At 70.0% G+C, this 24,748-nt stretch carries 20 protein-coding genes; 10 read left to right on the top strand and 10 right to left on the bottom strand.

The features are described from left to right. Window positions 1-1,034 (top strand): DUF3418 domain-containing protein (locus CI785_RS00770; RefSeq protein WP_157940096.1); only part of this gene is annotated, 1,034 nt, incomplete at its 5' end. A gap of 6 nt (window positions 1,035-1,040) precedes the next feature. Here the strand turns inward: CI785_RS00770 and CI785_RS00765 are convergent. The 3 genes from CI785_RS00765 to CI785_RS00755 all read right to left on the bottom strand — a co-directional run bounded on the left by CI785_RS00765 (window position 1,041) and on the right by CI785_RS00755 (window position 3,329). Continuing rightward, window positions 1,041-1,466, bottom strand: a complete 426-nt coding sequence (locus tag CI785_RS00765; RefSeq protein WP_105030199.1) for an HIT family protein — start codon at window positions 1,464-1,466, stop codon at window positions 1,041-1,043. Between the two features lie 227 nt (window positions 1,467-1,693). Continuing rightward, window positions 1,694-2,521 carry a sulfurtransferase gene (locus tag CI785_RS00760; protein WP_105030198.1) on the bottom strand — a complete coding sequence of 276 codons (828 nt, stop codon included), beginning with the start codon at window positions 2,519-2,521 and terminating at the stop codon, window positions 1,694-1,696. A gap of 148 nt (window positions 2,522-2,669) precedes the next feature. Continuing rightward, window positions 2,670-3,329 (bottom strand): MBL fold metallo-hydrolase, encoded by a 660-nt coding sequence (locus CI785_RS00755; protein WP_105030197.1) that lies wholly within the window; start codon window positions 3,327-3,329, stop codon window positions 2,670-2,672. A gap of 80 nt (window positions 3,330-3,409) precedes the next feature. Between CI785_RS00755 and CI785_RS00750 the strand changes: the two genes are divergently transcribed. The 3 genes from CI785_RS00750 (at window position 3,410) to CI785_RS00740 (ending at window position 5,181) form a co-directional block, all read left to right on the top strand. Further along, window positions 3,410-3,883 carry a Fur family transcriptional regulator gene (locus tag CI785_RS00750; RefSeq protein WP_105030196.1) on the top strand — a complete coding sequence of 158 codons (474 nt, stop codon included), beginning with the start codon at window positions 3,410-3,412 and terminating at the stop codon, window positions 3,881-3,883. 127 nt (window positions 3,884-4,010) lie between these two features. Beyond that, complete coding sequence (locus CI785_RS00745) at window positions 4,011-4,556, top strand: MarR family winged helix-turn-helix transcriptional regulator (protein ID WP_157940095.1); 546 nt, start codon at window positions 4,011-4,013, stop codon at window positions 4,554-4,556. An 85-nt stretch (window positions 4,557-4,641) separates the two neighbouring features. Then, on the top strand, window positions 4,642-5,181 hold the full coding sequence (locus tag CI785_RS00740) for a MarR family winged helix-turn-helix transcriptional regulator (protein WP_105030194.1): 540 nt from the start codon (window positions 4,642-4,644) through the stop codon (window positions 5,179-5,181). On the opposite strand, the gene CI785_RS00735 is transcribed toward CI785_RS00740, so the two are convergent. From CI785_RS00735 to guaB1, 6 genes are all read right to left on the bottom strand, one after another. Then, a complete protein-coding gene (locus CI785_RS00735) occupies window positions 5,178-6,080 on the bottom strand; it encodes a metal ABC transporter permease (protein WP_105030193.1) in 903 nt (300 codons plus the stop codon). The two genes, CI785_RS00740 and CI785_RS00735, sit on opposite strands and share 4 nt — an antisense overlap. A gap of 2 nt (window positions 6,081-6,082) precedes the next feature. Further along, a complete protein-coding gene (locus CI785_RS00730; protein ID WP_105030192.1) occupies window positions 6,083-6,922 on the bottom strand; it encodes a metal ABC transporter ATP-binding protein in 840 nt (279 codons plus the stop codon). 81 nt (window positions 6,923-7,003) lie between these two features. Further along, a complete protein-coding gene (locus CI785_RS00725; RefSeq protein ID WP_105030191.1) occupies window positions 7,004-7,987 on the bottom strand; it encodes a metal ABC transporter solute-binding protein, Zn/Mn family in 984 nt (327 codons plus the stop codon). Between the two features lie 92 nt (window positions 7,988-8,079). Then, window positions 8,080-9,168: a hemolysin family protein gene (locus CI785_RS00720; RefSeq protein WP_105030190.1), complete on the bottom strand. Its 1,089-nt coding sequence runs from the start codon at window positions 9,166-9,168 to the stop codon at window positions 8,080-8,082. Then, window positions 9,165-10,613, bottom strand: a complete 1,449-nt coding sequence (locus CI785_RS00715; protein WP_105030189.1) for a hemolysin family protein — start codon at window positions 10,611-10,613, stop codon at window positions 9,165-9,167. Before CI785_RS00715 ends, CI785_RS00720 begins: the two co-directional genes overlap by 4 nt. Before the next feature lie 285 nt (window positions 10,614-10,898). Next, window positions 10,899-12,350, bottom strand: coding sequence for a GMP reductase (guaB1, locus tag CI785_RS00710; RefSeq protein WP_105030188.1), 1,452 nt, complete (start codon window positions 12,348-12,350; stop codon window positions 10,899-10,901). A 259-nt stretch (window positions 12,351-12,609) separates the two neighbouring features. On the opposite strand from guaB1, the gene CI785_RS00705 reads away from it, so the two are divergent. The 6 genes from CI785_RS00705 to CI785_RS00680 all read left to right on the top strand — a co-directional run bounded on the left by CI785_RS00705 (window position 12,610) and on the right by CI785_RS00680 (window position 23,662). Next, on the top strand, window positions 12,610-16,449 hold the full coding sequence (locus CI785_RS00705) for a multifunctional oxoglutarate decarboxylase/oxoglutarate dehydrogenase thiamine pyrophosphate-binding subunit/dihydrolipoyllysine-residue succinyltransferase subunit (protein WP_105030187.1): 3,840 nt from the start codon (window positions 12,610-12,612) through the stop codon (window positions 16,447-16,449). A 140-nt stretch (window positions 16,450-16,589) separates the two neighbouring features. Next, complete coding sequence (locus CI785_RS00700) at window positions 16,590-17,189, top strand: GDSL-type esterase/lipase family protein (protein WP_105030186.1); 600 nt, start codon at window positions 16,590-16,592, stop codon at window positions 17,187-17,189. A 229-nt stretch (window positions 17,190-17,418) separates the two neighbouring features. Continuing rightward, window positions 17,419-19,203, top strand: coding sequence for an ABC transporter family substrate-binding protein (locus CI785_RS00695; protein WP_105030185.1), 1,785 nt, complete (start codon window positions 17,419-17,421; stop codon window positions 19,201-19,203). Between the two features lie 102 nt (window positions 19,204-19,305). Continuing rightward, on the top strand, window positions 19,306-20,838 hold the full coding sequence (locus CI785_RS00690; RefSeq protein WP_105030184.1) for an ABC transporter permease: 1,533 nt from the start codon (window positions 19,306-19,308) through the stop codon (window positions 20,836-20,838). A gap of 8 nt (window positions 20,839-20,846) precedes the next feature. Then, entirely contained in the window at window positions 20,847-21,881 is a 1,035-nt protein-coding gene (locus tag CI785_RS00685; protein WP_240614921.1) for an ABC transporter permease, read from the top strand. Beyond that, window positions 21,881-23,662, top strand: a complete 1,782-nt coding sequence (locus CI785_RS00680) for an ABC transporter ATP-binding protein (protein ID WP_105030183.1) — start codon at window positions 21,881-21,883, stop codon at window positions 23,660-23,662. The genes CI785_RS00685 and CI785_RS00680 overlap by 1 nt, the downstream gene beginning before the upstream one ends. Before the next feature lie 67 nt (window positions 23,663-23,729). Here the strand turns inward: CI785_RS00680 and CI785_RS00675 are convergent, their stop codons facing one another. Then, complete coding sequence (locus CI785_RS00675; protein WP_105030182.1) at window positions 23,730-24,695, bottom strand: zinc-binding dehydrogenase; 966 nt, start codon at window positions 24,693-24,695, stop codon at window positions 23,730-23,732. Window positions 24,696-24,748: the final 53 nt, after the last annotated feature.

Raw genomic sequence — 24,748 nt, 5'->3', positions numbered from 1 at the left:
GCGGAGGCCGCACGGGTCCCGCCGGGCGGGATGACGGACGGCCGGCGTCCACGCGCGGCGGACGCGGTGCTCCTGCAGCCGAGGCGCCCCGGACGGGCGGGCACACCGCGGCCGCACCGGCGTCGCGGGGCGGCGTCGCGGTGGCCGAGGCGCCCGCCGTCGCCGAACGCACGGGCGAGAAGGCATGGGCCTTCGGCAGTATCGAGCGCGAGGTCTCGCGCATCGTTGCCGGCCACCGCGTGACGGGCTTCCCCGCCGTCGTCGACGAGGGCACCTCCGTTGGCCTGAAGGTCTTCCCCGACGCGGGGCAGCAGGCGACGGTCATGCGCGCCGGCGTCATCCGGCTCCTGTCGCTGCGCATCCCGAGCCCGGCGAAGTACGTGCTGGAACACCTCAGCAACACCGAGAAGCTGACGTTCAGCCAGAATCCGCACGGCAGTGTCGCGGAGCTGATCCGTGACTGCTCGCTCGCCGCGATCGACAAGCTGGTGCCGGAGGAGCTGCCCTGGACGGAGGAGGCCTTCGACCGGCTGTACGAGGAGGTCCGGGCCGAGCTCATCGACACCGTGTTCACCGTGACGGCGACGGTCGAGCGCGTGCTCTCCAGCACCCGTCGGATCCAGAAGCAGCTCAAGGGCACCACGAGCCTCGCGCTGATCACGTCGCTCAACGACGTCCGGAGCCAGCTCGAACACCTCGTGTACCCCGGGTTCGTGGCGGCGACGGGCTATGCGCAGCTGGCCCACCTCCCCCGGTACCTGAGGGGCATCGAGGTACGGCTCGAGAAGCTGCCCACGAACGTGCAGCGCGACGGTCTCGGCACCGCGGTGATCCAGCGGCTGGAGGACGAGTACGACGACGCCGTCGCGTCCCTCGCCGCCGGCCGGCACCGCCCCGCGGCACTCAGGCGGGTCCGCTGGATGATCGAGGAGCTGCGCATCAGCCTGTTCGCGCAGGACCTCGGCACGGCCTACTCCGTCTCGGAGAAGCGCGTGCGGACGGCCCTGAACGAGGCGCTCGCCGCGACGCGGTAGGGGCCGCTACCCCGGCACGTGGGCGCCGTGCCCGGCGTCCCGCAGGGCCGCGCGCAGCTCCTCGGCCACGCGGTCCATGGTGGCGGGATCCGGGGCGACGTCGACACGCTTGACGTCGAAGTCCTGCGGCGACTGCGTGGGCCACACGTGCACGTGCAGGTGGGGTACCTCGTAGCCTTCGAGGAGTACGCCCACGCGCCCGGCGCCGAACGCCTGCTCCTGGGCCCGGCCGATCGTCTGCGCGACAGCCATGACCTTCGACAGCGTGTCGGCGTCGGCGTGCAGCCAGTGCTCGATCTCCCGGCGCGGCACCACGAGCGTGTGGCCCGGCGTGATCGGGGCGATGGTCAGGAACGCGACGACGTCGTCGTCCTGCCAGACGAAACGGCCGGGCACCTCGCCCTCGATGATCCTCGTGAACAGCGTGGGCATCGTTCCTCCTGGGATGTCGGCCGGGGTTCCGGGTACAGGTTCGGGTGCGGTGTCGGCGGACGTCGCGCGCGGTGGGACGCCGTCCGCTGACGCGCCGGTGAGTCGGGCACCGCTGCGCAGGGGTGGCGGCGAGGGACGTCCTGGGGTCATGCCCCGACGCTACCCGAGCAACTCCCGGGCGGACCAGTTCCCCGTCCGTCCGGGAGCCGGAGGTGCCGGCCCGGCCGTCAGGCCCCCGTCGCGACGGGCAGCCCTTCCGTCGTGGACCACTGCGACCACGAGCCCGGGAACAGGGAGGCATCAATGCCTGCGATGTCGAGAGCCACGATCTCGTGGGCGGCGGTGATGCCCGAGCCGCAGTAGACCGCGACGTGGCCGCGGTCGGCGCCGAGGGCACCGAAGCGGCGCCGGAGCTCGTCGGCGGAGCGGAACCGGCCGTCCTGACCGAGGTTCTCCGCCGTCGGGGCGCTGACGGCACCCGGGATGTGCCCGGCGATCGGGTCGACGGGTTCCTGCTCGCCGCGGAATCGTTCGCCGGCCCGTGCATCGAGCACGACGTCGACGGTCGAGGCGTCGAGGAGATCCGGGACCGAGACCACGGGCATGTGCCCCGCCGAGAGGTGCACCGAGCCGACGCAGTGCCGCTCCTCCCCGCCCTCGACGTCGAAGCCCGCGGCACGCCATGCCGCCAGGCCGCCGTCGAGCAGGCTGACCGACGCGAAGCCGGCATTGCGCAGCAGCCACCAGAGACGGGCCGCGGCGAGGTTGCCGGAATCGTCGTAGGCCACCACGGTGTCGCCGTCGTTCAGTCCCCACTGCCGTGCCGCTTCCTGGAGGGCATCGGCGTCCGGCAGCGGATGACGGCCCAGCCCGGGACCGCCGGGAGCGCAGAGCTGAGTCTCCATGTCCACGTACACGGCGCCGGGGATATGGGCCGCTCGGTAGTGGTCGTGACCGTGCGCGTCACCCAGCGTCCAGCGCACATCGAGCAGGATCGTCTGCGCGCCGGAGGTCATCCGGCCCTGCAGTTCCTGCACATCCATCAGAGTCTTCATCGAGATCTCCTGTCGGGACGGGCGGCCGGACCACGGCGGTCGCCGTGGCCGGCCCTGATGCAGGCCAGTCCACCACACGGCGCTTTCCGCACCAAGGACCCCGTACGCCGGAGCCCCGCGGCGCTTCGCGCCGCCGCGACCGTGTACGTCAGAGCTCGACGGTCTCCCCCGTGGCGAGATGCCGGAAGGTCGTGCCGTAGCGTTCCCCGAGACGCGTGACGTGGCCCTCGACGATACCCAGGCCCGCCGCGTTCAGCAGCGCGTCGTGGATCTGGAACGCGCTGGGCGCCCCGACCGAGATCACGAAATCCACCACCTCCGCCAGCTTGGACCAGGGTGCATGGACGGGCACGAGCAGTGTCTCCACGTCGACGCCCTCCGGGACGACGAACGAGTCGCCCGGGTGGTAGAGCGTCCCCGCGACGAGGAAGCCCACGTTGGCGATCACCGGGACCAGGGGGTGGATCAGCGCGTGCTGGCCGCCGAACGTGCGGATGTCGAAGCCCGCGGCAGCGAACTCCTCACCGCCCGCCACGGCGTGGATCCGGTCCCCGGCGGCGTCACCCAGGCCGCGGGTCACGGCGTCGGCGACGCCCGGCGGACCCCAGAGCTGCACCGACACGTCCGCGGCCAGGACGGCGACCACGCGGTCGACGTCGATGTGGTCGGGGTGCTCGTGCGTGACGAGGACGGCGTCCGCGCCCTCGAGGGCCTCCTCGACCTCGGAGAACGAACCCGGATCGATGGCGAGCACGGACCCGTCCTGGTCGAGCCTCACGCACGAGTGCGAGTACTTGGTCAGCAGCATGCGCCCAGACTACCCGCGGGCGCGCTGATAATCTTGACTCTGGTCCAGGGCACCGCCAGCGCCCGCGGGAGGGGTAGAACATGACGCCTGAGGCGACATCCGAAGCAGTATCGACGCCGGGCACAGCCGGAGCGCAGCCCGTCCGCAAGGGGTCGGAGCAGCGCGTGACGCGTCAGCGCCGCGCCGTCAGCGCCGCCCTCGACGACCTCGACGACTTCGTCAGCACGCAGGAGCTCCACCGCCTGATCCATGATCGCGGGGAGTCGGTCTCGCTCGCGACGACCTACCGGATCCTGCAGTCCATGGCGGACGACGGCCTCGTGGACGTGCTGCGCAGCGGGGACAACGAGGCGGTCTACCGTCGCTGCGCCGTCGAGCACCACCATCACCACCTGCTGTGCAGGAACTGCGGCAGGGCCGTGGAGATCGAGGCGCCCGCCGTCGAGCAGTGGGCCGCGCGGATCGCCGCCGAGCACGGCTTCACCGACACCGCCCACACCGTCGAGATCCACGGCCTGTGCCCGGAATGCTCGGCCCTGGCCGCCCGTCCCTGAGGGCGGCCCCCGGGTAGCATCCGGGCGATGACCGGTAGACGAGCCGGAGCGGACGCCTGTCAAGGGACCGCTGCCGGCACCTGCCCTCCCCCGACGGCAGTCCTCGCCCTCGGCTACGCTGAACCACGTGATACCTCCCGAGAACCCGGTCCCCGCCGCAGCGGATCGGGCCCCGGTGACGTCCGGGACGGACCACGACGCCGGCCACGTGACCCACCTCGACGCGCTGACCGACGCCGTCCGACGGTACCGGGACGCCGAGGGCGCCATGCGCGGCCGGAGCCGGGAGTCCATGCACCTCGGCAGGACGGACATGACGGCGCTGCGGCTCCTGCTCCGGGCGGGCCGATCCGGACGGCCCCTCAGCGCGGCCGCGCTCGCACGCGAGCTCGCGATCTCCACGGCGGCGACGACCGTCCTGGTCGACCGCCTCGAGAAGAGCGGCCACGCGGAGCGCCGCCGGAGCGCCACCGACGGGCGGGGCGTGGAGATCTGGCCCACGGCCTCCAGCGACGAGGAGGTCCGCTCGACCATGGGCGCACTGCACGAGCGCATGAAGGAGATCACGAACGCGCTGTCCCCCGAGGAGACCGCGGTGATCCACCGCTTCCTCGGGGACCTCGGGGTCGCGGTATCGGCGCTGGACTTCCCGTTTCCCGCCGCTGGAGGCTGAGGACCGGTACACCGGGTCGGTCGAACTCCAGGACCGATCCCGGGTAGCTAGAGAGGTTGACTACTAGATGCCCTAAGCTGTACTCATGATGACCTCGGACGCCCCGCAGGGAGCGGGTTACTGGTACCCGCCGTCCCGTGAGGCCGTGCCCGGCCGCGGTGCCACGGGCGTCGACGTCCTCAACGCCCTGAGGGCGTACCGCGTCCTGGAGAGCGACCTGCGCCGGCGCCTCAGCCAGAGGCTCAGTATCAACGAGACGGACCTCAACGCCCTGCGCCACCTGTTCGCCGCCTGGCAGCGCGACCAGACGGCGAGCCCGAAGGACCTCGCGCTCGCCCTGGGGATCTCGAGCGCGTCGACCACGCTCGTCATCGACCGGCTCGAGAGGGCGGGGTTCATCCGGCGCCGCCGCCACACCGTCGATCGCCGGGCCGTGATCCTCGAAGCCGGGGAGAAGGCGACGGCGGAGTTCCGCGCCGCCTTCGACATCGAGAAGCGCGGCGTGCTCGCCGCGGCGGACGGCCTGACCGACGACGAGACCGAGACGGTCACGCGGTTCCTGCGCAGCATGGAACAGGCCATCGCCGCCGCCGTCGACCAGTCGGATCGCTCCCCTGAGCCCTAGCCCCCGGCCGGCGCCGCCACCGGTTCGGCGGACGAAGCACCGGGCCTCCGCGATCCCCGCCTCGTCCTCCGCGCACCGACGAGGCGGCACACCAGGTAGATCACGAACGAGATCGTGGTGACATAGGGGCTGATAGGGATCCGTCCGCCCAGTGCCAGGAGGATGCCGCCCACCACCGAGGTGCAGGCGAACAGGACGCTGAGCACGACCACGAGCCCGGGCGCCGCCGTGACCTTGAGGGCAGCCGCGGCGGGCGTGATGAGCAGCGCGAGGACCAGCAGGGCGCCGACCACCTGGATGGACAGCGCCACGGAGATCCCCAGCAGCACCATGAAGAGGATCGAGAGCGCCCGGACGGGAACGCCGCGCGCCTCGGCGAGGTCGGCATCGGCGCTCGCGAAGGTGAGCGGACGCCAGATCGCGGCCAGGGCGAGGATGACGACGACGGCGCAGCCCACCAGGAGGTTCAGCTGCACGTCGTCGACCGAGACGATCTGCCCGGTCAGCAGGCCGAACTTGTTGGCTGCGCGCCCCTCGTACAGGGCGAGGAACAGGATGCCGAGGCCCAGACCGAACGGCATGACGACCCCGATGATCGAGTTCTGGTCGCGCGCCCGCATGCCCATGAGCCCGAGGACGAGCGCGGCGAGGACCGAGCCCACGAGGGAGCCGGCCACCACGTTGGCGCCGACGAGCAGCGCGAAGGCCGCCCCGGCGAAGGAGAGTTCGGCGATGCCGTGCACGGCGAAGGCGAGGTCGCGCATCATGACGAACGTCCCGATGAGCCCACCCAGCAGTCCGAGGACCGCCCCGGCGATCAGCGAGTTCCGGACGAGGGGCAGCAGCTGCGCGTAGTTGTCGAACGTGAAGACGGCGCCGACGATCTCGGAGAAGTCCATGGTCAGGCGCCCTCGTGGTGATGGGTCGTGGCATCGGGCAGGCCGACCACCACGATCCGGCCGTTGCTGTGGAGGACCTCCACGGGGCTGTCGTAGAGATCGGAGAGCACCTCGCTCGTCATGACGTCGGCGGGGGCACCGACCCGGAACCTGCCGCCGGCGAGGTAGAGGACGCGGTCGACGTAGTCGATCACCGGATTGATCTCGTGGGTCACGAAGACCACCGCGCTGTTCCGCTCGTGGCACTGCCGGTTGATGAGCGAGCTCACCGCCTGCTGGTGGTTGAGGTCGAGTGACAGCAGCGGTTCGTCACACAGGAGCACGGTGGGCTCGGTCGCCAGGGCCTGGGCCGCGCGCAGTCGCTGCTGCTCACCGCCGGAGAGCAGTCCCACGGGGGCGTCGGCGTAGGCCTCGGCACCGACGTCGCGCAGGAGGCGGTCCACGCGCTCGCGGTACGCCCTGCCCCGCGTCCGCAGCCCCCACCGGTGACCGTCGACGCCGAGCCCCACGAGGTCGCGTGCGCGCAGCGGTGTCTCGGGCGGGAACGACTTCTGCTGCGGGATGTAGCCCAGGCTCCTGCTGCCGCGCGTGACGGGCCGGCCGTCGACGGTCGCGGTGCCGGCGGTGAGCGGCTGGAGGCCGAGCAGGACCTTCAGGAGGCTCGTCTTGCCCGACCCGTTGGGGCCCAGCACGGCCAGGAACTCGCCGGGCCGGACGTCGAGGTCCAGCCCCTCCCACAGGGTCCGCTGACCGAAGGAGAGCGCTGCGCCCCGCAGGCGGACAGCCGGCGGACGTGCCGACACGTCCGGTGCGGGCGCGTGCCGGGGCGTCGTCGAGGTCATGCGGGGCGGTTTCCAGTCTGTCGGGTGCAGGGTGGTACAGGGCGGTGCGGGGGTGCTGCAGGGGATCGGGTGCCCGGATCCTCAGGACCCGAGCGCGGCCTCGATGCTATCCGTGGAAGCCGTCATCCATGAAACGTAGTCCTCCCCGTCGGGCAGCGTCTCGGTGAATCCGAGGACGGGGAGTCCCGCGTCCTCGGCGACGGAGCGCACCGCCTCGGTCTGCGGTCCCTCCGTCTGCTCGTTGTAGGCGAGGAAGGTGAGTGTGCCGCCCGCGACGAGCGTCGTCATCTCGTCGAGGACGGCGACGGGGACGTCGGTCTCCTCCTCGATGGCCTCGCCGAACTCCTCCGGCGTGACGTCCTCGAGGCCTGCGGCCTCCAGGAGGTAGGCGGGCACGGGCTCCGTCACGGCCACGGTGCCGCCGGGGCCGTCCGCCTTCAGCGCCGCGAGACGGTCCTGGACCGGCTGCAGAGCGGCGATGAACGCATCGGCCCGCTCGCGGTAGGCGTCGGCACCGGCCGGGTCGAGCCGGCCGAGCTCCCCGGCGATGGCGTCGGCGAGCGCGACCATGGCGGGCGGGCTGTACCAGACGTGCTCGTTGAAGGCGCCGTGCGCGTGGCCCTCCCCGGCGTGTCCCTCTGCGGATTCCTCGGCGTGTTCCTCCGATTCCTCGGCGTGCTCCTCCGATCCCTCGAGGCCCGACAGCTCGACGGCGTTGAGCACGGACTCCACGCCCGTCTCCTCGGCGAGGCGCCCGAGGAACGGGTCGTAGCCTCCCCCGTTCTCGATCACGAGATCCGCCTCGGACACGGACAGCTTGTCCTGGACGGTGGCCTCGTACGAGTGGGGGTCCTGGCTGAGGCTGTCCACGATCGCGGTGACCTCCACCTCGTCGCCGGCGATCGTCGCGGCGATGTCCCCGTACACGTTGGTGGAGGTGACGATGCTCAGCCCACCGTCCTCGGCGGCGCCGGGCGCCTCCGAGGCGCCCTCCCCGCAGGCGGCCAGACCGAGCGCTGAGGCGACCAGGAGAGCTGGCACGGCGAGACGGCGGGAGAAGGACATCGGTACCTCGATCAGACTAATGAGAACTGTTTACGTTAGCCACACGAGCATAGCTGAAACGCGAACGGTTCGCATCGTGCCGGAGCGGCGACTCAGGCCATCGAGGCTGCGGTGCTGCCCCCGCCCTCCCCTGTCCTGCGGACTCCCTGGTTCTGGGTGGCGTCCCGGATCTCGCCGATGAGCTGCTCGATCACGTCCTCGAGGAAGAGCACGCCGCGGGTGGAGCCGTCGGGGCCCAGCACGCGCGCCAGGTGGGAACCGGTCCGCTGCATCACCGCGAGGGCGTCCTCGATCTCGTCCCCGAGTGAGAGGTTCACCAGCGTGCGGACCTTGTTCTCCGTGATGGGCCTGCGGTACATGGACTGCGGCATGGACATGATGTCCTTCAGGTGCATGTAGCCGGTCAGGTTCCCGCCCTCGTCCACCATCACGAACCGTGAGAACCCGGTGCGGCCCACGGCGCGCTCGAAGTCCTCCGGGGTGGCGTCGGTGCGGACCGTCACGAGTTCGCCGAGGGGGACCATCGTGGTCTCGGCCGTCTGCCCGGAGAACTCCAGGGCGCTGGTGATCAGGCCGGACTCGTCGTCCACGAGTCCGCTCCTGGTGGACTCCTCGACGATCGACTGCACCTCCTCGAGCGTGTACGTCGAGGAGACCTCGTCCTTCGGTTCCACCCTGAGGGCGCGGAGGATGTGGTTGGCGGTCCAGTTCAGCGTGGAGATCACCGGGTTGACCACCCGCGCGATCATGACCAGCGGCGGAGCCAGCAGGAGCGCCGCCCGGTCGGCGACGGAGACCGAGATGTTCTTGGGCACCATCTCACCGAACGTCACGTGCAGGAACGTCACCAGGAGCAGGGCGAGCGCGAAGGCGACGCCGCCCACGAGCCCTTCGGGGAGCCCGACGGCCTCGAGGGGTACCTCGAGCAGGTGGTGGATGGCCGGCTCGGCGACCTGGAGGATCAACAGCGAGCAGACCGTGATGCCGAGCTGTGCGCAGGCGAGCATGAGGGACACATGCTCCATGGCCCAGATGGTGGTCCTGGCCCTCTTCGATCCCTCGTCCGCCAGGGGCTCGATCTGGCTCCGGCGCGCGGACATGATCGCGAACTCCGCGCCCACGAAGAAGGCGTTGCCCATCAGGAGGATGACGAGCCAGACGATTCCTGCCCAGTCGCTCATCGCGCGTCCTTCCGGGTCGTGGTGCTGCCCGCGAAGGCGGGGCGGGCCGTGGCAGGGGGGACGGCGTCATGGGAGCCGGTGCCCAGGGGAACCGACTGGTGCTCCGGCACCACGGCCTCGTCGACCTGCCCGGCGTCCTCTCCCTCGGGGACGGGCGCCGGTCGGAACTGGAGGCGGTCGATGCGACGGTTGTCCATGCGCTCCACCGTGAGGGTCCCGGCAGGCACCTCGACGGTGTCACCCGGAGCCGCGACGCGCCCGAGCTCGGCCATGATGAACCCGGCCACCGTCTCGTACCCGGCTTCGTCCGGGACGACGAGGCCGGGGATCTGGACCGTGACCTCGTCGGGACGCAGGAGGCCCGGGAAGAACCAGTCCCCCGCTGCGCTCTGCAGCACCCCGGGCTTGAGCTTGTCGTGCTCGTCCTTCACCTCGCCGACGATCTCCTCCACGAGGTCCTCGAGCGTGGCGACGCCGGCCGTGCCGCCGTACTCGTCCAGCACGACGGCGAGCTGGAGGTTGGCCTCCCGGAGCTCGCTGAGCAGCGAGTCCAGGTGCACGGTCTCGGGCACGCGCAGCACCTCGGTCATGATGGTCCCGGCGGGCAGTTCCGCGCGCTTGTGGCGCGGCACGGAGACGGCCTTCTTGACGTGCACCACGCCCCGGATGTCATCGGCGGACTCGCCGATGAGGGGGAAGCGCGAGTAGCCGGTCCGCCGAGCGGCCTCCACGACGTCGGCCACGGTCTGCTCGGAATCGATGACCTCCATGCGGATGCGCGGGGTCATGACGTCGGCCGCCGTGCGCTCGGAGAAGCTGAACGTCCGGGCGAGGAAGTCGGCGGTGCCCTGGTCCAGCGTGCCCATCTCCGCGGAGCGGCGTACGAGCGAGGAGAGCTCCGACGGCGTCCTCGCGCCCGAGATCTCCTCCTTGGCCTCGAGGCCGAAGACGTTGAGCACCTTGTTGGAGAAGCCGTTGAGCACTACGATGGCCGGCTTCAAGACGGCGGTGAAGACGAGCTGCGGACGCGCGAGCGCCCTGCCGACCCGGAAGGGCAGGGAGATGGAGAGGTTCTTGGGGACCAGCTCGCCGATGAGCATCGAGAGCAGGGTCGCCAGGATCATCGCGATGACGATCGAGGTCGAGGCGGTCAGCGCCTCCGAGAGTCCGAGGGCCGCGAGCGGGGTCTCCAGCAGCCGTCCGACCGACGGTTCCATGACGTAACCGGTCAGCAGCGTGGTCAGGGTGATGCCCAGCTGGCAGCTGGACAGCTGCGTGGAGAGCGATTTCAGGCATCGGAGCAGGGGCTCGGCCTTCGTGTCGCCCTCGTCGACGGCGCGCTGCACATAGGTCTGGTCGAGCGCGACGAGGGCGAACTCGACCGCCACGAAGAAGCCCGTCCCGAGGACGAGCAGCAGGCCGAAGGCCAGGTAGATCCACTCCACCGCTACCTCACCTCCCCGGGACGCCCGGGCAGGGCAGGCAGCGGGCCGCGTCTGAGGGGGTCCGCGGCGTCGGAGGAGAGGGCTGCTGCGTCGGAACCGGCATCGGCCGGGCGTTCCGCATCACAGGCAGGCAGCTGATGGGCAAGAGGTGAGGGTATGCCGGCGTCGAGCCGGCCCCTGGAAGGACTGTCCATAAGGTGTCCCAGTTTACCGGCTCGCGCCCGCCGCGGGCGGAGGACTTCCGCCGGGTCCGCCGCAGGCGCAATCGGACCCGGCCCCTGCGCCCTACCAGCTCTGCTGGAGCGGCCGCCCCTCCTCGTAGCCGGCGGCCGACTGCACGCCCACCACGGCGCGCTCCCGGAACTCGGCCAGCGACGCCGCGCCCGCGTAGGTCATGGAGCTGCGGACACCGGCGGTGATCGAGTCCAGCAGGTCCTCGACGCCGGGACGGGCGGGGTCGAGGTACATCTTCGACGTGGAGATGCCCTCCTCGAACAAGCCCTTCCGGGCGCGCGCGAAGACGTCGTCGCGCCGGGTCCGGTTCTGGACGGCGCGCGCCGACGCCATGCCGAAGCTCTCCTTGTAGCGGCGGCCGTTGCTGTCGGTCTGCAGGTCGCCCGGGCTCTCGTAGGTGCCGGCGAACCAGGAGCCGATCATGACCTGGCTCGCGCCGGCGGCGAGGGCCAGGGCCACGTCGCGCGGGTAGCGGACGCCGCCGTCCGCCCAGACGTGGGCGCCGAGTTCGGCGGCCGCCTGCGCGCACTCGTGGACGGCGGAGAACTGCGGGCGTCCGACGGCCGTCATCATGCGCGTGGTGCACATGGCGCCGGGGCCGACGCCCACCTTGACGATGGACGCCCCCGCGGCGACGAGGTCGCGGACGCCGTCGGCGCTCACCACGTTGCCGGCCACGATGGGGACCTTCGGATCGAGTCCGCGCACCACGGCGAGGGCGTCGAGCATCTTGCGCTGGTGGCCGTGCGCGGTGTCGACGACGAGGACGTCCACGCCGGCCTCGAGCAGCGCGGCCGCCTTGGCCCCGACGTCGCCGTTGATCCCGACGGCGGCGGCCACGCGGAGCCGGCCGGAGGCATCGAGCGCGGGATCGTAGATCGTGGAGCGGAGCGCTCCCGTGCGGGTGATCACGCCCTGCAGCACGCCGTCCCGTGCCACGGGGGCGAGCGCAGTGCGCGCGCCGTCGAGGTCCTCGAACGCCTTCTGCAGCGCGGCGGCGGGGTCGTCGTCGAACATGGACGCCTCGAACGCGGCCGGGGCGGCACGCATCACCGATTCGAGCGAGGCGAAGCGGTCCACCTCCTCGCAGTCCGCGGCCGACACCACGCCCACGCACGACCCGCCGTCGTCGACCACGAGGACCGCTCCGTGCGCGCGCTTGTGCATGAGGTGGAGCGCGTCGATCACGGTGTCGCCGGGCTGCAGCTTGAGGGGCGTCTCGAAGACGGGGTGCCGGCCCTTGACCCAGGAGGTGACCTCGGCGATCACCTCGACCGGCACGTCCTGGGGCAGCACGCCGATGCCGCCGCGGCGGGCGACGGTCTCGACCATGCGCCGGCCGGTCACGGCCGTCATGTTCGCGACCACGAGCGGGATCGTGGTGCCCGTGCCGTCGTCGGAGGAGAGGTCGACGTCGAACCGGGAGACCACCTCGGACGCGCTGGGCACGAGGAAGACGTCCGAGTAGGTGAGGTCGGTGGTGGGCGGGGTGAGAAAGCGCACGGTTCTCCCTGGATCGACGGCCGGAGGGGCAGCCTGGTGGACGGCCGGGTATACGGCCGCGAAGAGTCTAGTGCGTCGCCCGCCGCGGAGCACATCCGCCGGGCGTACGCAGTATCGCACGGCGCACCTCCGGGCGACACGCCTGATTGGATGTTGCCTACTCCTGTCACTACACTTGGACAGGGTCCAGACACGGCTTTCCGCCGAACGTGCCGCCCGCACCGCGCTCAGGGCAACTTACGGAAGAGGCGTATACCAAGTGCCAGAACAAACCAGCCACCGTCTACCTGAAGAATTCGGCGGGAACGAGTGGCTTGTTGATGAACTCTACGAGCAGTTCCAGAAGGACCGCCACTCGGTCGACAAGAAGTGGTGGGACCTGTTCGAGTCGTTCGACGCGGAGAAGTCGCCGGCCGGGAACGGCCGCCACGCACCCGACCAGGCCACCGCGCCGGCGCCCGCTGCTCCGGCGGCGCCTGGGAACAGCGGCACCTCGGCCACCGTGGACCCCCGCCCCGCGACCAAGGAGCTCCCGGTCGTGAAGGCCGAGGCTCCCGCGCCGAAGGCGTCGGGTGAGAGCCCGGCCAGCACGCAGCAGAACGGCAGGCCCCCCGTCGCGAAGGAACCGGCGAAGAAGCCGGAGACGCCGCGGGAGGACAAGCCCGCGCCGAAGCCCATCCCGGCAGAGCTGCCCGCCTCGGACCGCAACGGCGAGATGGAGGAGAACAGGGTCAGCGTGCTGCGCGGCCCGGCCAAGGCCATCTCCACCAACATGGAAGCCAGCCTGAGCGTCCCCACGGCGACCAGCGTCCGCGCCATCCCGGCCAAGCTGCTGATCGACAACCGCGTGGTCATCAACAGCAACCTCGCCCGGGCCCGCGGCGGCAAGGTCTCCTTCACGCACCTCATCGGCTACGCGATCATCCGGGCCCTCGCGCAGTTCCCCTCGCAGAACGTCTACTACGACGTCGTCGACGGCAAGCCCTCGGCCATCCAGCCTGCGCACGTGAACTTCGGCCTCGCGATCGACATGCCGAAGCCGGACGGCACGCGCTCGCTCGTGGTGCCGAACATCAAGAAGGCCGAGACCATGAACTTCTCGGAGTTCTGGCACGCCTACGAGGACCTGGTGAAGAAGGCCCGTGCGGGCAAGCTGGGTGCCGACGACTACGCCGGCACCACGGTGTCCCTGACTAACCCGGGCGGCATCGGGACGGTCCACTCCGTCCCCCGCCTCTCCAAGGGCCAGGCCTGCATCATCGGCGCCGGTGCCCTCGAGTACCCCGCCGAGTTCCAGGGTTCGAGCGAGAAGACCCTCGCCAAGCACGCGATCAGCAAGACCATCACGCTCACCTCGACCTACGACCACCGTGTCATCCAGGGCGCGGGCAGCGGCGAGTTCCTGCGCATCATCCACCAGCTGCTGCTGGGCGAGCAGGGCTTCTACGACGAGATCTTCGAGTCCCTCCGCATCCCCTACGAGCCCGTGCGCTGGAGCGCCGACATCCAGGTCGACCCGATGGACCAGATCAACAAGGTCGCCCGGATCCAGCAGCTCATCCACGCCTACCGTGTGCGCGGACACCTCATGGCGGACACGAACCCGCTCGAGTACGTGCAGCGCAAGCACGCCGACCTCGACATCCGCACGCACGGACTCACGCTGTGGGACCTCGACCGCGAGTGGCCCACCGGCGGCTTCGGCGGACAGCCGATGCTGAAGTTCCGCGACATGCTCGGCGTCCTGCGAGACGCCTACTGCCGCACCACGGGCATCGAGTACATGCACCTGCAGGACCCGGCCGAGCGCCAGTGGTTCCAGGACGAGCTGGAGCACCCCTACTCCAAGCCCAGCCGCGAGGAGCAGCTGCGCATCCTGCACAAGCTGAACTCCGCCGAAGCCTTCGAGACCTTCCTGCAGACCAAGTTCGTGGGCCAGAAGCGCTTCTCCCTCGAGGGCGGCGAGTCCCTGATCCCGCTGCTCGACGCCGTGATCTCCGGTGCGGCGGACGACGGCCTGGACGAGGTGGCCATCGGCATGGCCCACCGCGGACGGCTGAACGTGCTGACGAACATCGCCGGCAAGACCTACGCCCAGGTGTTCCGCGAGTTCGAGGGCACCCAGGACCCCCGCTCCGTACAGGGCTCCGGCGACGTCAAGTACCACCTCGGCACCGAGGGCACCTTCACCTCCGACGCCGGGAACGAGACCAAGGTCTACCTCGCGGCGAACCCGTCCCACCTCGAGGCCGTCGACCCCGTGCTCGAGGGCATCGTCCGCGCGAAGCAGGACCTCCTCGACCAGGGCGACACCTTCCCCGTGCTGCCGATCCTCATCCACGGCGACGCCGCGTTCGCCGGCCAGGGCGTGGTGGCGGAGACGCTGAACCTGTCGCAGCTGCGCGGGTACCGCACCGGCGGCACCATCCACGTGATCGTGAACAACCAGGTGGGGTTCACCACGAGCCCCACGTCCTCCCGGTCCTCGGTGTACTCCACGGACGTCGCGAAGATGGTCCAGGCCCCCGTGTTCCACGTGAACGGCGACGACCCGGAGGCCGTGGTCCGTGTGGCCCAGATGGCGTACCAGTTCCGTCAGCGGTTCAACAAGGACGTCGTCATCGACATGGTCTGCTACCGCCGCCGCGGGCACAACGAGGGCGACGACCCCTCGATGACGCAGCCCATGATGTACAACCTCATCGAGGCCAAGCGCTCGGTCCGGAAGCTCTACACCGAGGCCCTGATCGGTCGCGGCGACATCACGCAGGAAGAGGCCGAGCAGGCCCTGCGCGACTACCAGGAGCGCCTCGAGCGTGTCTTCGCGGAGACGCATGCCGCCCAGACCTCGCCCATCCCCGTCATCACCAAGGACCCGAAGGCCGTGTCAGACCTCGAGCGCCCCTACGCGCAGCAGGCCGAGGGCGGGGAGAACAAGGCGCCGCAGACGGCGATCAGCCCCGAGACGCTCGCCCGGATCGGCGCGGCGCACACCGCGATCCCCGAGGGCTTCACGGTGCACCCGAAGCTCAAGGCGCTGCTCGAGAAGCGCGAGCAGATGTCCCGCGAGGGCGGCATCGACTGGGGCTTCGGCGAGATCGCGGCGTTCGGTTCGCTGCTCATGGAGGGCGTGCCCGTGCGGCTCGCCGGCCAGGACTCGCGCCGCGGCACCTTCGTGCAGCGCCACGCCGTGTTCCACGATCGCGCCACCGGCCACGAGTGGCTGCCGCTGGACGACCTCAGCGACGACCAGGCGAAGTTCTGGGTCTACGACTCCCTGCTCAGCGAATACGCCGCGATGGGCTTCGAGTACGGCTATTCCGTGGAGCGCCCCGACGCACTCGTGATCTGGGAGGCGCAGTTCGGCGATTTCGTCAACGGCGCGCAGACCATCATCGACGAGTTCATCAGCTCGGCGGAGCAGAAGTGGGGCCAGCGCTCCTCCCTCGTCCTCATGCTTCCCCACGGCTACGAGGGCCAGGGTCCCGACCACTCCTCGGCGAGGATCGAGCGCTTCCTGCAGATGTGCGCCGAGGAGAACATGGTGGTGGCCAACCCGAGTTCGGCCGCATCCCACTTCCACCTGCTGAGGCGGCACGCGTACAACCGTCCGCGCAAGCCGCTCGTGATCTTCACGCCCAAGCAGCTGCTGCGCCTGAAGGCCGCGGCGAGCCCGGTCGAGGACTTCACGCAGGGCACCTTCCGCCCGGTCATCCCCGATACGCTCGAGACGCCCGGGAACGACGTCGAGCGGGTGATCCTCGTGTCGGGCCGGCTGTACTACGACCTCCTGTCCTCGCGGCAGAAGCTCGACGACGCACGGACCGCCATCGTCCGCGTCGAGCAGCTCTACCCGCTCCCGCTGGACGGGATCCACGCCGCCCTGGCCGCGTACCCGAACGCGGAGATCGTGTGGGCGCAGGACGAACCGGCCAACCAGGGACCGTGGCCCTTCATCGGACTGAACCTGCCGCAGGAGCTGGACCGGCGTATCCGCCTGGCCTCGCGCCCGGCGTCGGCGTCCACCGCCACGGGTTCCGCGAAGAACCACGCGGTGGAACAGGAACTCCTCATCAAGAGGGCTTTCGGCCGCCAGTAGCAAGCCGTCAGTATGATGTCGGGTGGGGCTCCGGCCCCACCCGACGTTTTTAAGGCGGGAACGGGACCCTGCCGTCACGGCACCCCGGCTCCGCCCAAACCCATCCGACTCCGTACGACGACCAGCACACCGAGGGACCAGTGGAACAACGCAGAATCCGGCTAGCAGCAGTGGGCGACGAACTCCTCGCGGGGCTCGGTGATCCACGGGCGCTCGGCTGGCTCGGACGCGTGATGGCCCGCACCCGGCCCGACGGCGCCTCCCTGGAGGCCTACAGCCTCGCGGCCCCCGGGGAGGGGACCGAGTCCCTCGCCAACCGCTGGCTGCAGGAGGCGGGGCGGCGCTTCGGCGACGGTTTCGAGAACCGCCTGGTGATCGGCCTCTCGGACCGGGACCTCGACCTCGAGCTGTCCACGGCCAGGAGCCGTCTCAACCTGGCGAACATCCTCGACGGAGCCTCGCAGATGAGCGTCAAGGTGCTCGTCGTGGGCCCTCCCCCGGGTCTGGATCCCGAGCGCAACCGCCGCCTGGCCGATCTCTCGGCCGCCTTCGGCGACGTCACCACGCGCCGCAAGCACGTCTTCGTGGACACGTTCACCCCGCTGCTGGCCCACGAGCAGTGGCGCCACGACCTCGCGTCGAACGGCGGCACCCCGGGCCAGGCCGGCTACGGCCTCATGGCATGGCTCGTGCTGCACCGCGGCTGGTTCCAGTGGCTGGACGTGCCGGCACCAGAATAAGGCACCAGCACGCCGGAAAGCCCCGGGGACACGGTCCTCCCGGGGCTTTTCGTTTGCGCAGCGACCTTATGTTTCACCGAGGTAACGAATGGGTTAGGAATGGTTCGCTGAGTGTCCGGAGGCAACGAACCTTCGCTATGCTGGCCCAGTGTGATTGCCGTCACTGCAGCAATCCGCCTCGTGGGGCATCCCTTGGCCCCTCGCGCCAAGCACAGTAAGGACTATCTCAATGCGTAATAAGCGCGCTACGACGCTCGCCGCACTGTCCATCGGAGCGCTCATGCTGAGCGCCTGTGGATCGGCGGGCGGGACGGCCGAGAGCCCGGCATCGGAAGGTGCCACGGAGAACCTGGCGACGACGATCAACATCGCGATCAGCCAGGCACCGACGGGTTACAACGGCAACACCGCCGCCACCAACTCCGTGTACAACGGCTACGTGAGCAACCTGACCACGAGCGGCTTCGCGGCCTTCACCGCGGCCGGCGAGCTGGAAGCCAACCCGGACTTCGGCACCTACGAGAAGGTCAGCGACGACCCGCTGACGATCAAGTACACCATCGACGAAGATGCTGTCTGGTCCGATGGTGTCCCGATCGACTACGACGACCTCCTGCTCACCTGGGCCGCCATGTCCGGCACGAACCCCAGCGGTGTCACGGATCCCGAGACGGGCGCCGAGTCGGACCTGTTCAAGGCCTCGTCCACCAACGGCTTCGCCCAGACCAAGATGATCGAGGGTGAGCCGGGCGACAAGGAGTTCGAGCTCGTCTTCAACGAGCCGTACGCCGACTGGGAGGCACTGCTCACCGGCGACCTGATCGTGCCCGCGCACATCGCGGCCGAGCAGGGCGGACTGTCCACCGAGGGTGACGGCGCCGCGCTCGTCGATGCCATCCAGAACAAGGACGTCGCCGCGCTCACGCCGGTGGCGGAGTTCTGGAACACGGGCTGGGACTACGAGGCGGATCTCCCCACCCTCCCGGACCTCGCACTGCTGCCCTCCTCCGGCCCCTACAAGCTGGACAACGCCACCAACGGCACGCTCACCCTCGTCAAGAACGACAAGTACTGGGGCGAGGAGCGTGCCGGCAAGACCGACACCATCGTCTTCAAGACCATCGTCGACGAGGAGGCCGTCCAGGCCCTGCAGAACGGCGACGTGGACGTCATCGACCCGTCCAGCCCCTCCGTGGACACGAAGGCCGCCCTCGAGCAGATCGGTGAGACCGTCACGGTCGACACCGGGACCTCGCTGACCTTCTCGCACATCGACCTCGACCAGCGCCCCGGCGCCGTCTTCGAGGACGTCAAGGTGCGCCAGGCCTTCAACGCCTGCACGCCCCGCGCCGACATGGTCGACAAGTTCGTGACCCCGATCGACCCCGAGGGGACGGTCATGAACCTGCGCGAGTACCAGCCGGGCCAGCCCGACTACGAGACGGTCCTCGACGGCGCCGAAGCCGCCCAGGGTGACGGTTCCGCCGACATCGAGGGGGCCAAGAAGCTCCTGGCCGAGGCCGGCAAGACCGAGCCCGTGAAGGTCAGCCTCATGTACGCCGCCACGAGCCAGCTCCGCGCCGACATGGTGGCCCTCGTCAAGGACTCCTGCGACAAGGCCGGTTTCGAGATCGTCCCGCAGCCCGAGGCCGAGTGGAGCGCCAAGCTCTCCCAGCCCGGCGCCTGGGACGCCGTCCTGTTCGGCTGGGCCGGATCCGGTCTGGTCGCCTCCGGTCAGTCGATCTACGTGACCGGTGGCGAGCAGAACTTCGGTGGCTACACCGATCCCGAGGTCGACCGCCTGTGGACGGAGATCGCCACCACCACTGACGCCGACAAGGTGCCTGCGCTCAAGACCGAGCTCGAGCAGCGCCTCGCCGAGACCCAGTACAACGTGGTGCTCTACGCCAACGCCGACATCATCGCGCACTCCTCGAAGCTCGAGGGCGTGGAGATGAACCCCACGCAGACCGGCATCACCTGGAATGCCTACAGCTGGACGAAGCAGGCCTGATCGCTCTCTCCGGATCACGCATGAGGACGGGCAGGCCCTCGGGCCTGCCCGTCCCTGTGCCCGGCCGCGCGCCAGCCAGCACCGTTTCCTAGGAGCCCCCACGTGTTCTACTTCATCGCCAAGCGATCCGTCATCTCGTTCTTCATCATGCTCGCAGCGACCACGCTGATGTACTTCCTCACGATCTCCTCCGGCGATCCCTTCGAGGACCTCGGGGAGACCAACGGACCGGAGAAGGCCGCCACGATCGCGGCCCGGACCGAGGCCATGAACCTCGACGTCCCCCCGATCCCCCGCTACTTCCTGTGGCTGCAGGACGTGGGCCACTGCCTCGTCCCCGGCGGCATCAGCTGCACCCTGGGCCAGGACCGCACCGGCGCGGCCGTCCTCCCGCAGCTCGAGAACGCGATGGGCTCCACGCTGCGACTCGTCGTCGTGGCGACCGTCCTCGCCCTCATCCTCGGCGTGGTCGTGGGCATCGTCACCGCGATCCGCCAGTACAGCGTGTTCGACTACTCGGTCACCTTCCTCTCCTTCCTGCTCTTCTCGCTCCCCCTGTTCTGGCTCTCGACGCTGCTCAAGCAGTACATGGCGATCGACCTCAACACGTGGCTCGCGAATCCACAGTTCTCGTATCTGACCATCGCCCTGATAGGGGTGATCGCCGGTGTCGTCTGGGCGGTCGTCGTCGGCGGCGACCGCCGACGCCGGCTGATGGTCTTCGGGGTCGCGGCCGTCGCCACGGCACTCGCCCTGTACCTCCTGCTCGTCACGGGCTGGTTCACCAAGCCGGGCTTCGGCCTCCTCGGGATGCTCGTCTCCGCGGCGGGTGTCGCCGTCCTCTGGACGGCCCTGCTCGCCGGGTTCCGGCGTCGCCGGGTCCTGCACGCGGCGCTCGCCGCCGCCGCGGTCAGCTTCATCGGCTATCTCGTCTCGATCCCGCTGCTGGAGAACCCCAACTGGTTCATCGTGCTGGCGCTCGTCGTCGTGACCGCCGTCGTGGCCTACCTCGTGGCCGGTGTGGTCGGTGGACCGTTCCGCGCGCAGGCCGCCAAGATCGGTGCCGTCATCGCGGTATCGGTGGGCCTCCTGATCGTGGTCGACCGCCTCCTCCAGGCGTACCCGACGCTGTCCGCGAAGGCCGGTGGCCGGCCCATCCCGACGACAGGCTCGCAGTCGGCGAACCTGGCGGGGACGTTCTGGGAGATCAACCTCGACTTCGCGCTGCACCTCATCCTGCCGACCATCGCCCTGACGCTGATCTCCTTCGCCACCTACACGCGCTACACGAGGGCCAGCCAGCTGGACGTCATGAACCAGGACTACATCCGGACGGCCCGCGCCAAGGGTCTCAGCGAGCGCACCGTGCTCGTGAAGCACGCCTTCCGCAACGCGATGATCCCCATCACCACGCTCATGGCGTTCGACTTCGCCGGCGTCCTCGGCGGCGCCGTCATCACGGAGCAGGTCTTCGGCTGGAACGGCATGGGCAAGATGTTCGTCGACGGCATCGACCACGTGGACCCGGGGCCCGTCATGGCCTTCTTCCTCGTCGTCGGCACGGCGGCCGTGCTGTTCAACATGCTCGCCGACATCGCCTACGCGTTCCTCGACCCGCGCATCACCCTGAGCTAGGACCCATCATGACCAGAAACGATTCCCCGCGGGACGACTCCCGCGCGTCCGTCGAGCTGTCGGAGATGACCCTGCAGAGCCAGGACACCGACATCGCGACGGCGACCCCCACTCGGGAGCAGACCGACCGCATCCGCACCACCGAGGCGAAGAGCCAGGGCCGCCTCATCAGGGAGCGCTTCTTCCGGCACAAGGGCGCCCTCGCCGGCATCGCCCTGCTGGCCCTGATCTTCCTGCTCGCCTTCACCTCGATCGGCTTCGCCGGCATCCCCGGGTGGTGGAACAAGGACTACGACGTCCTCGCGGACCGGTTCAACGAGGGCCGGCCGACCCTGACGCTGTGGCCCTTCAGCCTCGGCGAGCACCCCTTCGGCCAGGACGTCCTCGGCCGCGACTACTTCGCCCTGACGATGCGCGGCACGCAGACCTCGCTCATCATCGCGTTCATCGTGGGCCTCGTGGCCATGGTCATCGGCACCACGGTCGGCGCGATCGCCGGCTACTTCCGCGGCTGGACCGAGGCGTTCCTCATGCGGATCACCGACGTCGTCATCACCATCCCGACGGTCGTCATCGCAGCCGCGGTCGCCGGTATCGTCGCGAAGCACGGCATCATCCCCTTCGCCCTGTTCCTCGGCGCCGTGACATGGACCGGGCTGGCCCGGCTCGTCCGCGGCGAGTTCCTGTCGCTGCGGGAGAAGGAGTTCGTGGAGTCCGCGAAGTCCGTGGGTGCGAGCTCGGCCCGCATCATCTTCCGCCATATCCTCCCCAACACGGTGGGCGTGATCATCGTCTCGACGACGCTGGCCATCTCGAGCGCGATCCTGCTGGAGACCGCCCTGAGCTACCTGGGTCTCGGCGTCACGGCGCCGGACACCTCGCTCGGCAAGGCCATCAACGACAACCGCTCGGCCCTCACGGTCCGGCCGTGGCTGTTCCTGTGGCCCGGAGCGTTCATCATCGGCATCGCCCTCGCCGTCAACTTCATCGGTGACGGCCTGCGTGACGCGTTCGACCCCAAGCAGACAAGGGTGAAGCAGTAATGAGCACCAGTTCCGTCATCATCTCCGACGAGCAAGCGCCGGTCGGCAACGGCCCCATCCTCGCGGTGAAGGGCCTCGGCGTCGAGTTCAACGTCGACAACGAGTGGGTCATGGCCGCCGAGGACGTCTCCTACGAGATCCACCCCGGGGAGATCCTCGCGATCGTGGGCGAATCAGGATCGGGCAAGAGCATGTCCTCCATGGCCCTGCTGGGCCTCCTCCCTCGCAACGGGCGGTCCTCGGGCAGTGCGAAGATGCTCGGGAAGGAACTGATCGGAGCGTCGCAGAGCACGCTGCGGCGCGTCCGGGGCAACGACATCGCCATGATCTTCCAGGAGCCCATGACCGCCCTGAACCCCGTGCTGACCGTCGGCGAGCAGATCCGCGAGGCCGTCGAGCAGCACACCGAGCTCTCCCCCGCCCAGGCGAAGAAGCGTGCCATCGAGCTGCTGCGCATGGTCGAGATCCCGGAGGCCGAGCGCCGCTACGACTCCTTCCCCCACCAGTTCTCCGGCGGCCAGCGCCAGCGCGCCATGATCGCCATCGCCCTCGCCAACGACCCCATGCTGCTCATCGCGGACGAGCCGACGACGGCGCTGGACGTCACCGTGCAGGCCGAGGTCCTCGACCTCATGCGCAAGCTCAACAAGCGCCTCAACAGCGCCGTGCTGCTCATCACCCATGACATGGGCGTGGTGGCCGATCTCGCCGACCACGTGGTCGTCATGGAGCGGGGCCGGATCGTGGAGGCGGCGCCCACCGCGCAGCTGTTCGCGGCGCCGGCCGAGGCCTACACCAAGCAGCTCCTCGGAGCCGTGCCCCACCTCGGCTCGAAGGTGGGCGGCGTCCTCAGCGACGTCGAGGTGGTCGACGGGCACGCGAGCATCCACGAGGAGTACGCGGAGGCGGCGCTGCGAGCGCAGGCCACGCACACCGCGTCCGGCGTCGTGCCCGCCCTCGAGCTCACCGACGTGGACATCGAGTACCCCGGCCGGTTCCGCCAGCCGGCCTTCAAGGCGGTCTCGGGGGTCTCGCTCACCATCAACCCGGGCGAGGTCCTGGGCCTGGTGGGTGAGTCGGGCTCGGGCAAGTCGACCATCGCCCGCGCGGTGACCGGCCTGATCAAGACCTCCGGCGGCAAGGTCCGGATCGGCGGCACGGACATCACGGACCTCAGCGCGCGGCAGCTGCTGCCGCTGCGCAAGAAGTTCGCGATCGTGTTCCAGGACCCGGCGGCCTCCCTCAACCCGAGGCTCTCGATCGGCGAGAGCATCGGCGAGCCACTGCTCCTGCACGAGAAGCCGGGCCGCGCCGAGCTGGACAAGCGCGTGGCGGCCCTGCTGGAGGACGTGCAGCTGCCGGTCGCGTTCCGCAACCGGTACCCGCACGAGCTCTCCGGTGGACAGCGCCAGCGCGTGGGCATCGCCCGCGCCCTGTCGCTCCGCCCGGACCTCCTCGTGGCCGACGAGCCGACGTCGGCCCTCGACGTGTCGGTGCAGGCGAAGGTCCTGGAGCTGCTGCAGGACCTCCAGCGGGAACGGGGCTTCGCATGCCTGTTCGTGAGCCACGACCTCGCCGTCGTCGAGCTGCTCGCGAGCCACATCGCGGTGCTGAACAAGGGCATCCTCGTGGAACAGGGCAGCACCGAGCAGATCTTGAAGTACCCGCGCGATCCCTATACGCGCCGCCTGCTCGCAGCGGCGCCGGTGCCGGACCCGGCGCATCAGGCGCTGCGCCGGGAGCAGCGCTCCGCCCTCATCGCGGCGGGCGCCGTCGACTAGCGACGCCGCACCACGGGAAGGGATCCTCCGCGAACGGAGGGTCCCTTCCCGTGTGTCCGGGGACTGCTCAGTGGCGGAAGACGATCTTCCCGAACACGTCCCCCTCGAGCATCCGCCGGAAGCCCTCCGCCGCGTCGTCGAGCGGCAGGACGGTGTCGATGACGGGGCGCACACCCGTGGCCACGAGGAAGCGCGTGAGCCGCTCGAGTTCCTCCCGCGTGCCCATCGTCGAACCGAGCACGCGCAGCTGGAGGAAGAACACCCGGTTGAGGTCCGCGGAGGGGGCCGGCCCGCTCGTCGCACCGCACGTCACGACGGTCCCCCCGGGGACGAGCGACTTCAGGGAGTGCGACCAGGTGGCCTCGCCGACGGAGTCGAAGACGACGTCGACGCGCTCGGGCAGCCGGGCACCGGCGTCGAAGGCCTGCTCGGCGCCGAGCTCCAGCGCCCTCTCCCGCTTGGCGGCGGTGCGGCTCGTCGCCCACACACGGAAGCCCGCCGCCGCGGCGAGCGCGATCAGCGCGGACGCCACGCCGCCGCCCGCACCCTGCACCAGCACCGTGGACCCCGGTGCCGCCGGGGAGACGGTGAACAGCATGCGGTACGCCGTGAGCCACGCCGTGGGCAGGCATGCCGCCTCCTCGAAGGACAGCTCCGCGGGCTTCGGCACCAGGTTCCGCCCAGGAACCCACACGTAGTCCGCCATCGTGCCCGGATGGCGTTCGGAGAGGAGGGAGCGCTTCGGATCGAGGGTCTCGTCGCCGCGCCACTCGGGCGAGGACACGACGCCGTGCACGATCACCTCGTTGCCGTCGTCGTCGATCCCCGCGGCGTCGCACCCGAGGACCATCGGCAGTCGGTCCTCCGGCAGTCCCACGCCCTTCAGGGACCACAGGTCGTGGTGGTTCAGGCAGGACGCCACCACCCTGACCCTTCGGAAGCCCGCCGGGGCCTCCGGTACCTGGAGGTCACCGACGGTGAGGCCGGCGAGCGGATCGTCCGGGGACTGGGTGGCTGCGTAGGCGGCGCGCATGCATAAGCTCCTTCGATCATGGATGGTCGTGCTCATCCTAAGCACGCCCTCCA

This window comes from Arthrobacter ruber (assembly GCF_002954225.1).
Lineage (GTDB): Bacteria > Actinomycetota > Actinomycetes > Actinomycetales > Micrococcaceae > Arthrobacter_D > Arthrobacter_D ruber.
The sequence above is the reverse complement of the archived record's forward strand: the minus strand, read 5'-3'. Positions and strand labels throughout refer to the sequence as shown.

What these genes read in the sequence shown, in the direction of transcription:
- CI785_RS00765 (WP_105030199.1), bottom strand. Translation starts at nt 1,466, where the DNA reads ATGCCCACGCTGTTCACGAGGATCATCGAGGGCGAGGTGCCCGGCCGT.
- CI785_RS00760 (WP_105030198.1), bottom strand. Translation starts at nt 2,521, where the DNA reads ATGAAGACTCTGATGGATGTGCAGGAACTGCAGGGCCGGATGACCTCC.
- CI785_RS00755 (WP_105030197.1), bottom strand. Translation starts at nt 3,329, where the DNA reads ATGCTGCTGACCAAGTACTCGCACTCGTGCGTGAGGCTCGACCAGGAC.
- CI785_RS00750 (WP_105030196.1), top strand. Translation starts at nt 3,410, where the DNA reads ATGACGCCTGAGGCGACATCCGAAGCAGTATCGACGCCGGGCACAGCC.
- CI785_RS00740 (WP_105030194.1), top strand. Translation starts at nt 4,642, where the DNA reads ATGATGACCTCGGACGCCCCGCAGGGAGCGGGTTACTGGTACCCGCCG.
- CI785_RS00735 (WP_105030193.1), bottom strand. Translation starts at nt 6,080, where the DNA reads ATGGACTTCTCCGAGATCGTCGGCGCCGTCTTCACGTTCGACAACTAC.
- CI785_RS00730 (WP_105030192.1), bottom strand. Translation starts at nt 6,922, where the DNA reads ATGACCTCGACGACGCCCCGGCACGCGCCCGCACCGGACGTGTCGGCA.
- CI785_RS00725 (WP_105030191.1), bottom strand. Translation starts at nt 7,987, where the DNA reads ATGTCCTTCTCCCGCCGTCTCGCCGTGCCAGCTCTCCTGGTCGCCTCA.
- CI785_RS00720 (WP_105030190.1), bottom strand. Translation starts at nt 9,168, where the DNA reads ATGAGCGACTGGGCAGGAATCGTCTGGCTCGTCATCCTCCTGATGGGC.
- CI785_RS00695 (WP_105030185.1), top strand. Translation starts at nt 17,419, where the DNA reads ATGCGTAATAAGCGCGCTACGACGCTCGCCGCACTGTCCATCGGAGCG.
- CI785_RS00685 (WP_240614921.1), top strand. Translation starts at nt 20,847, where the DNA reads ATGACCAGAAACGATTCCCCGCGGGACGACTCCCGCGCGTCCGTCGAG.
- CI785_RS00680 (WP_105030183.1), top strand. Translation starts at nt 21,881, where the DNA reads ATGAGCACCAGTTCCGTCATCATCTCCGACGAGCAAGCGCCGGTCGGC.
- CI785_RS00675 (WP_105030182.1), bottom strand. Translation starts at nt 24,695, where the DNA reads ATGCGCGCCGCCTACGCAGCCACCCAGTCCCCGGACGATCCGCTCGCC.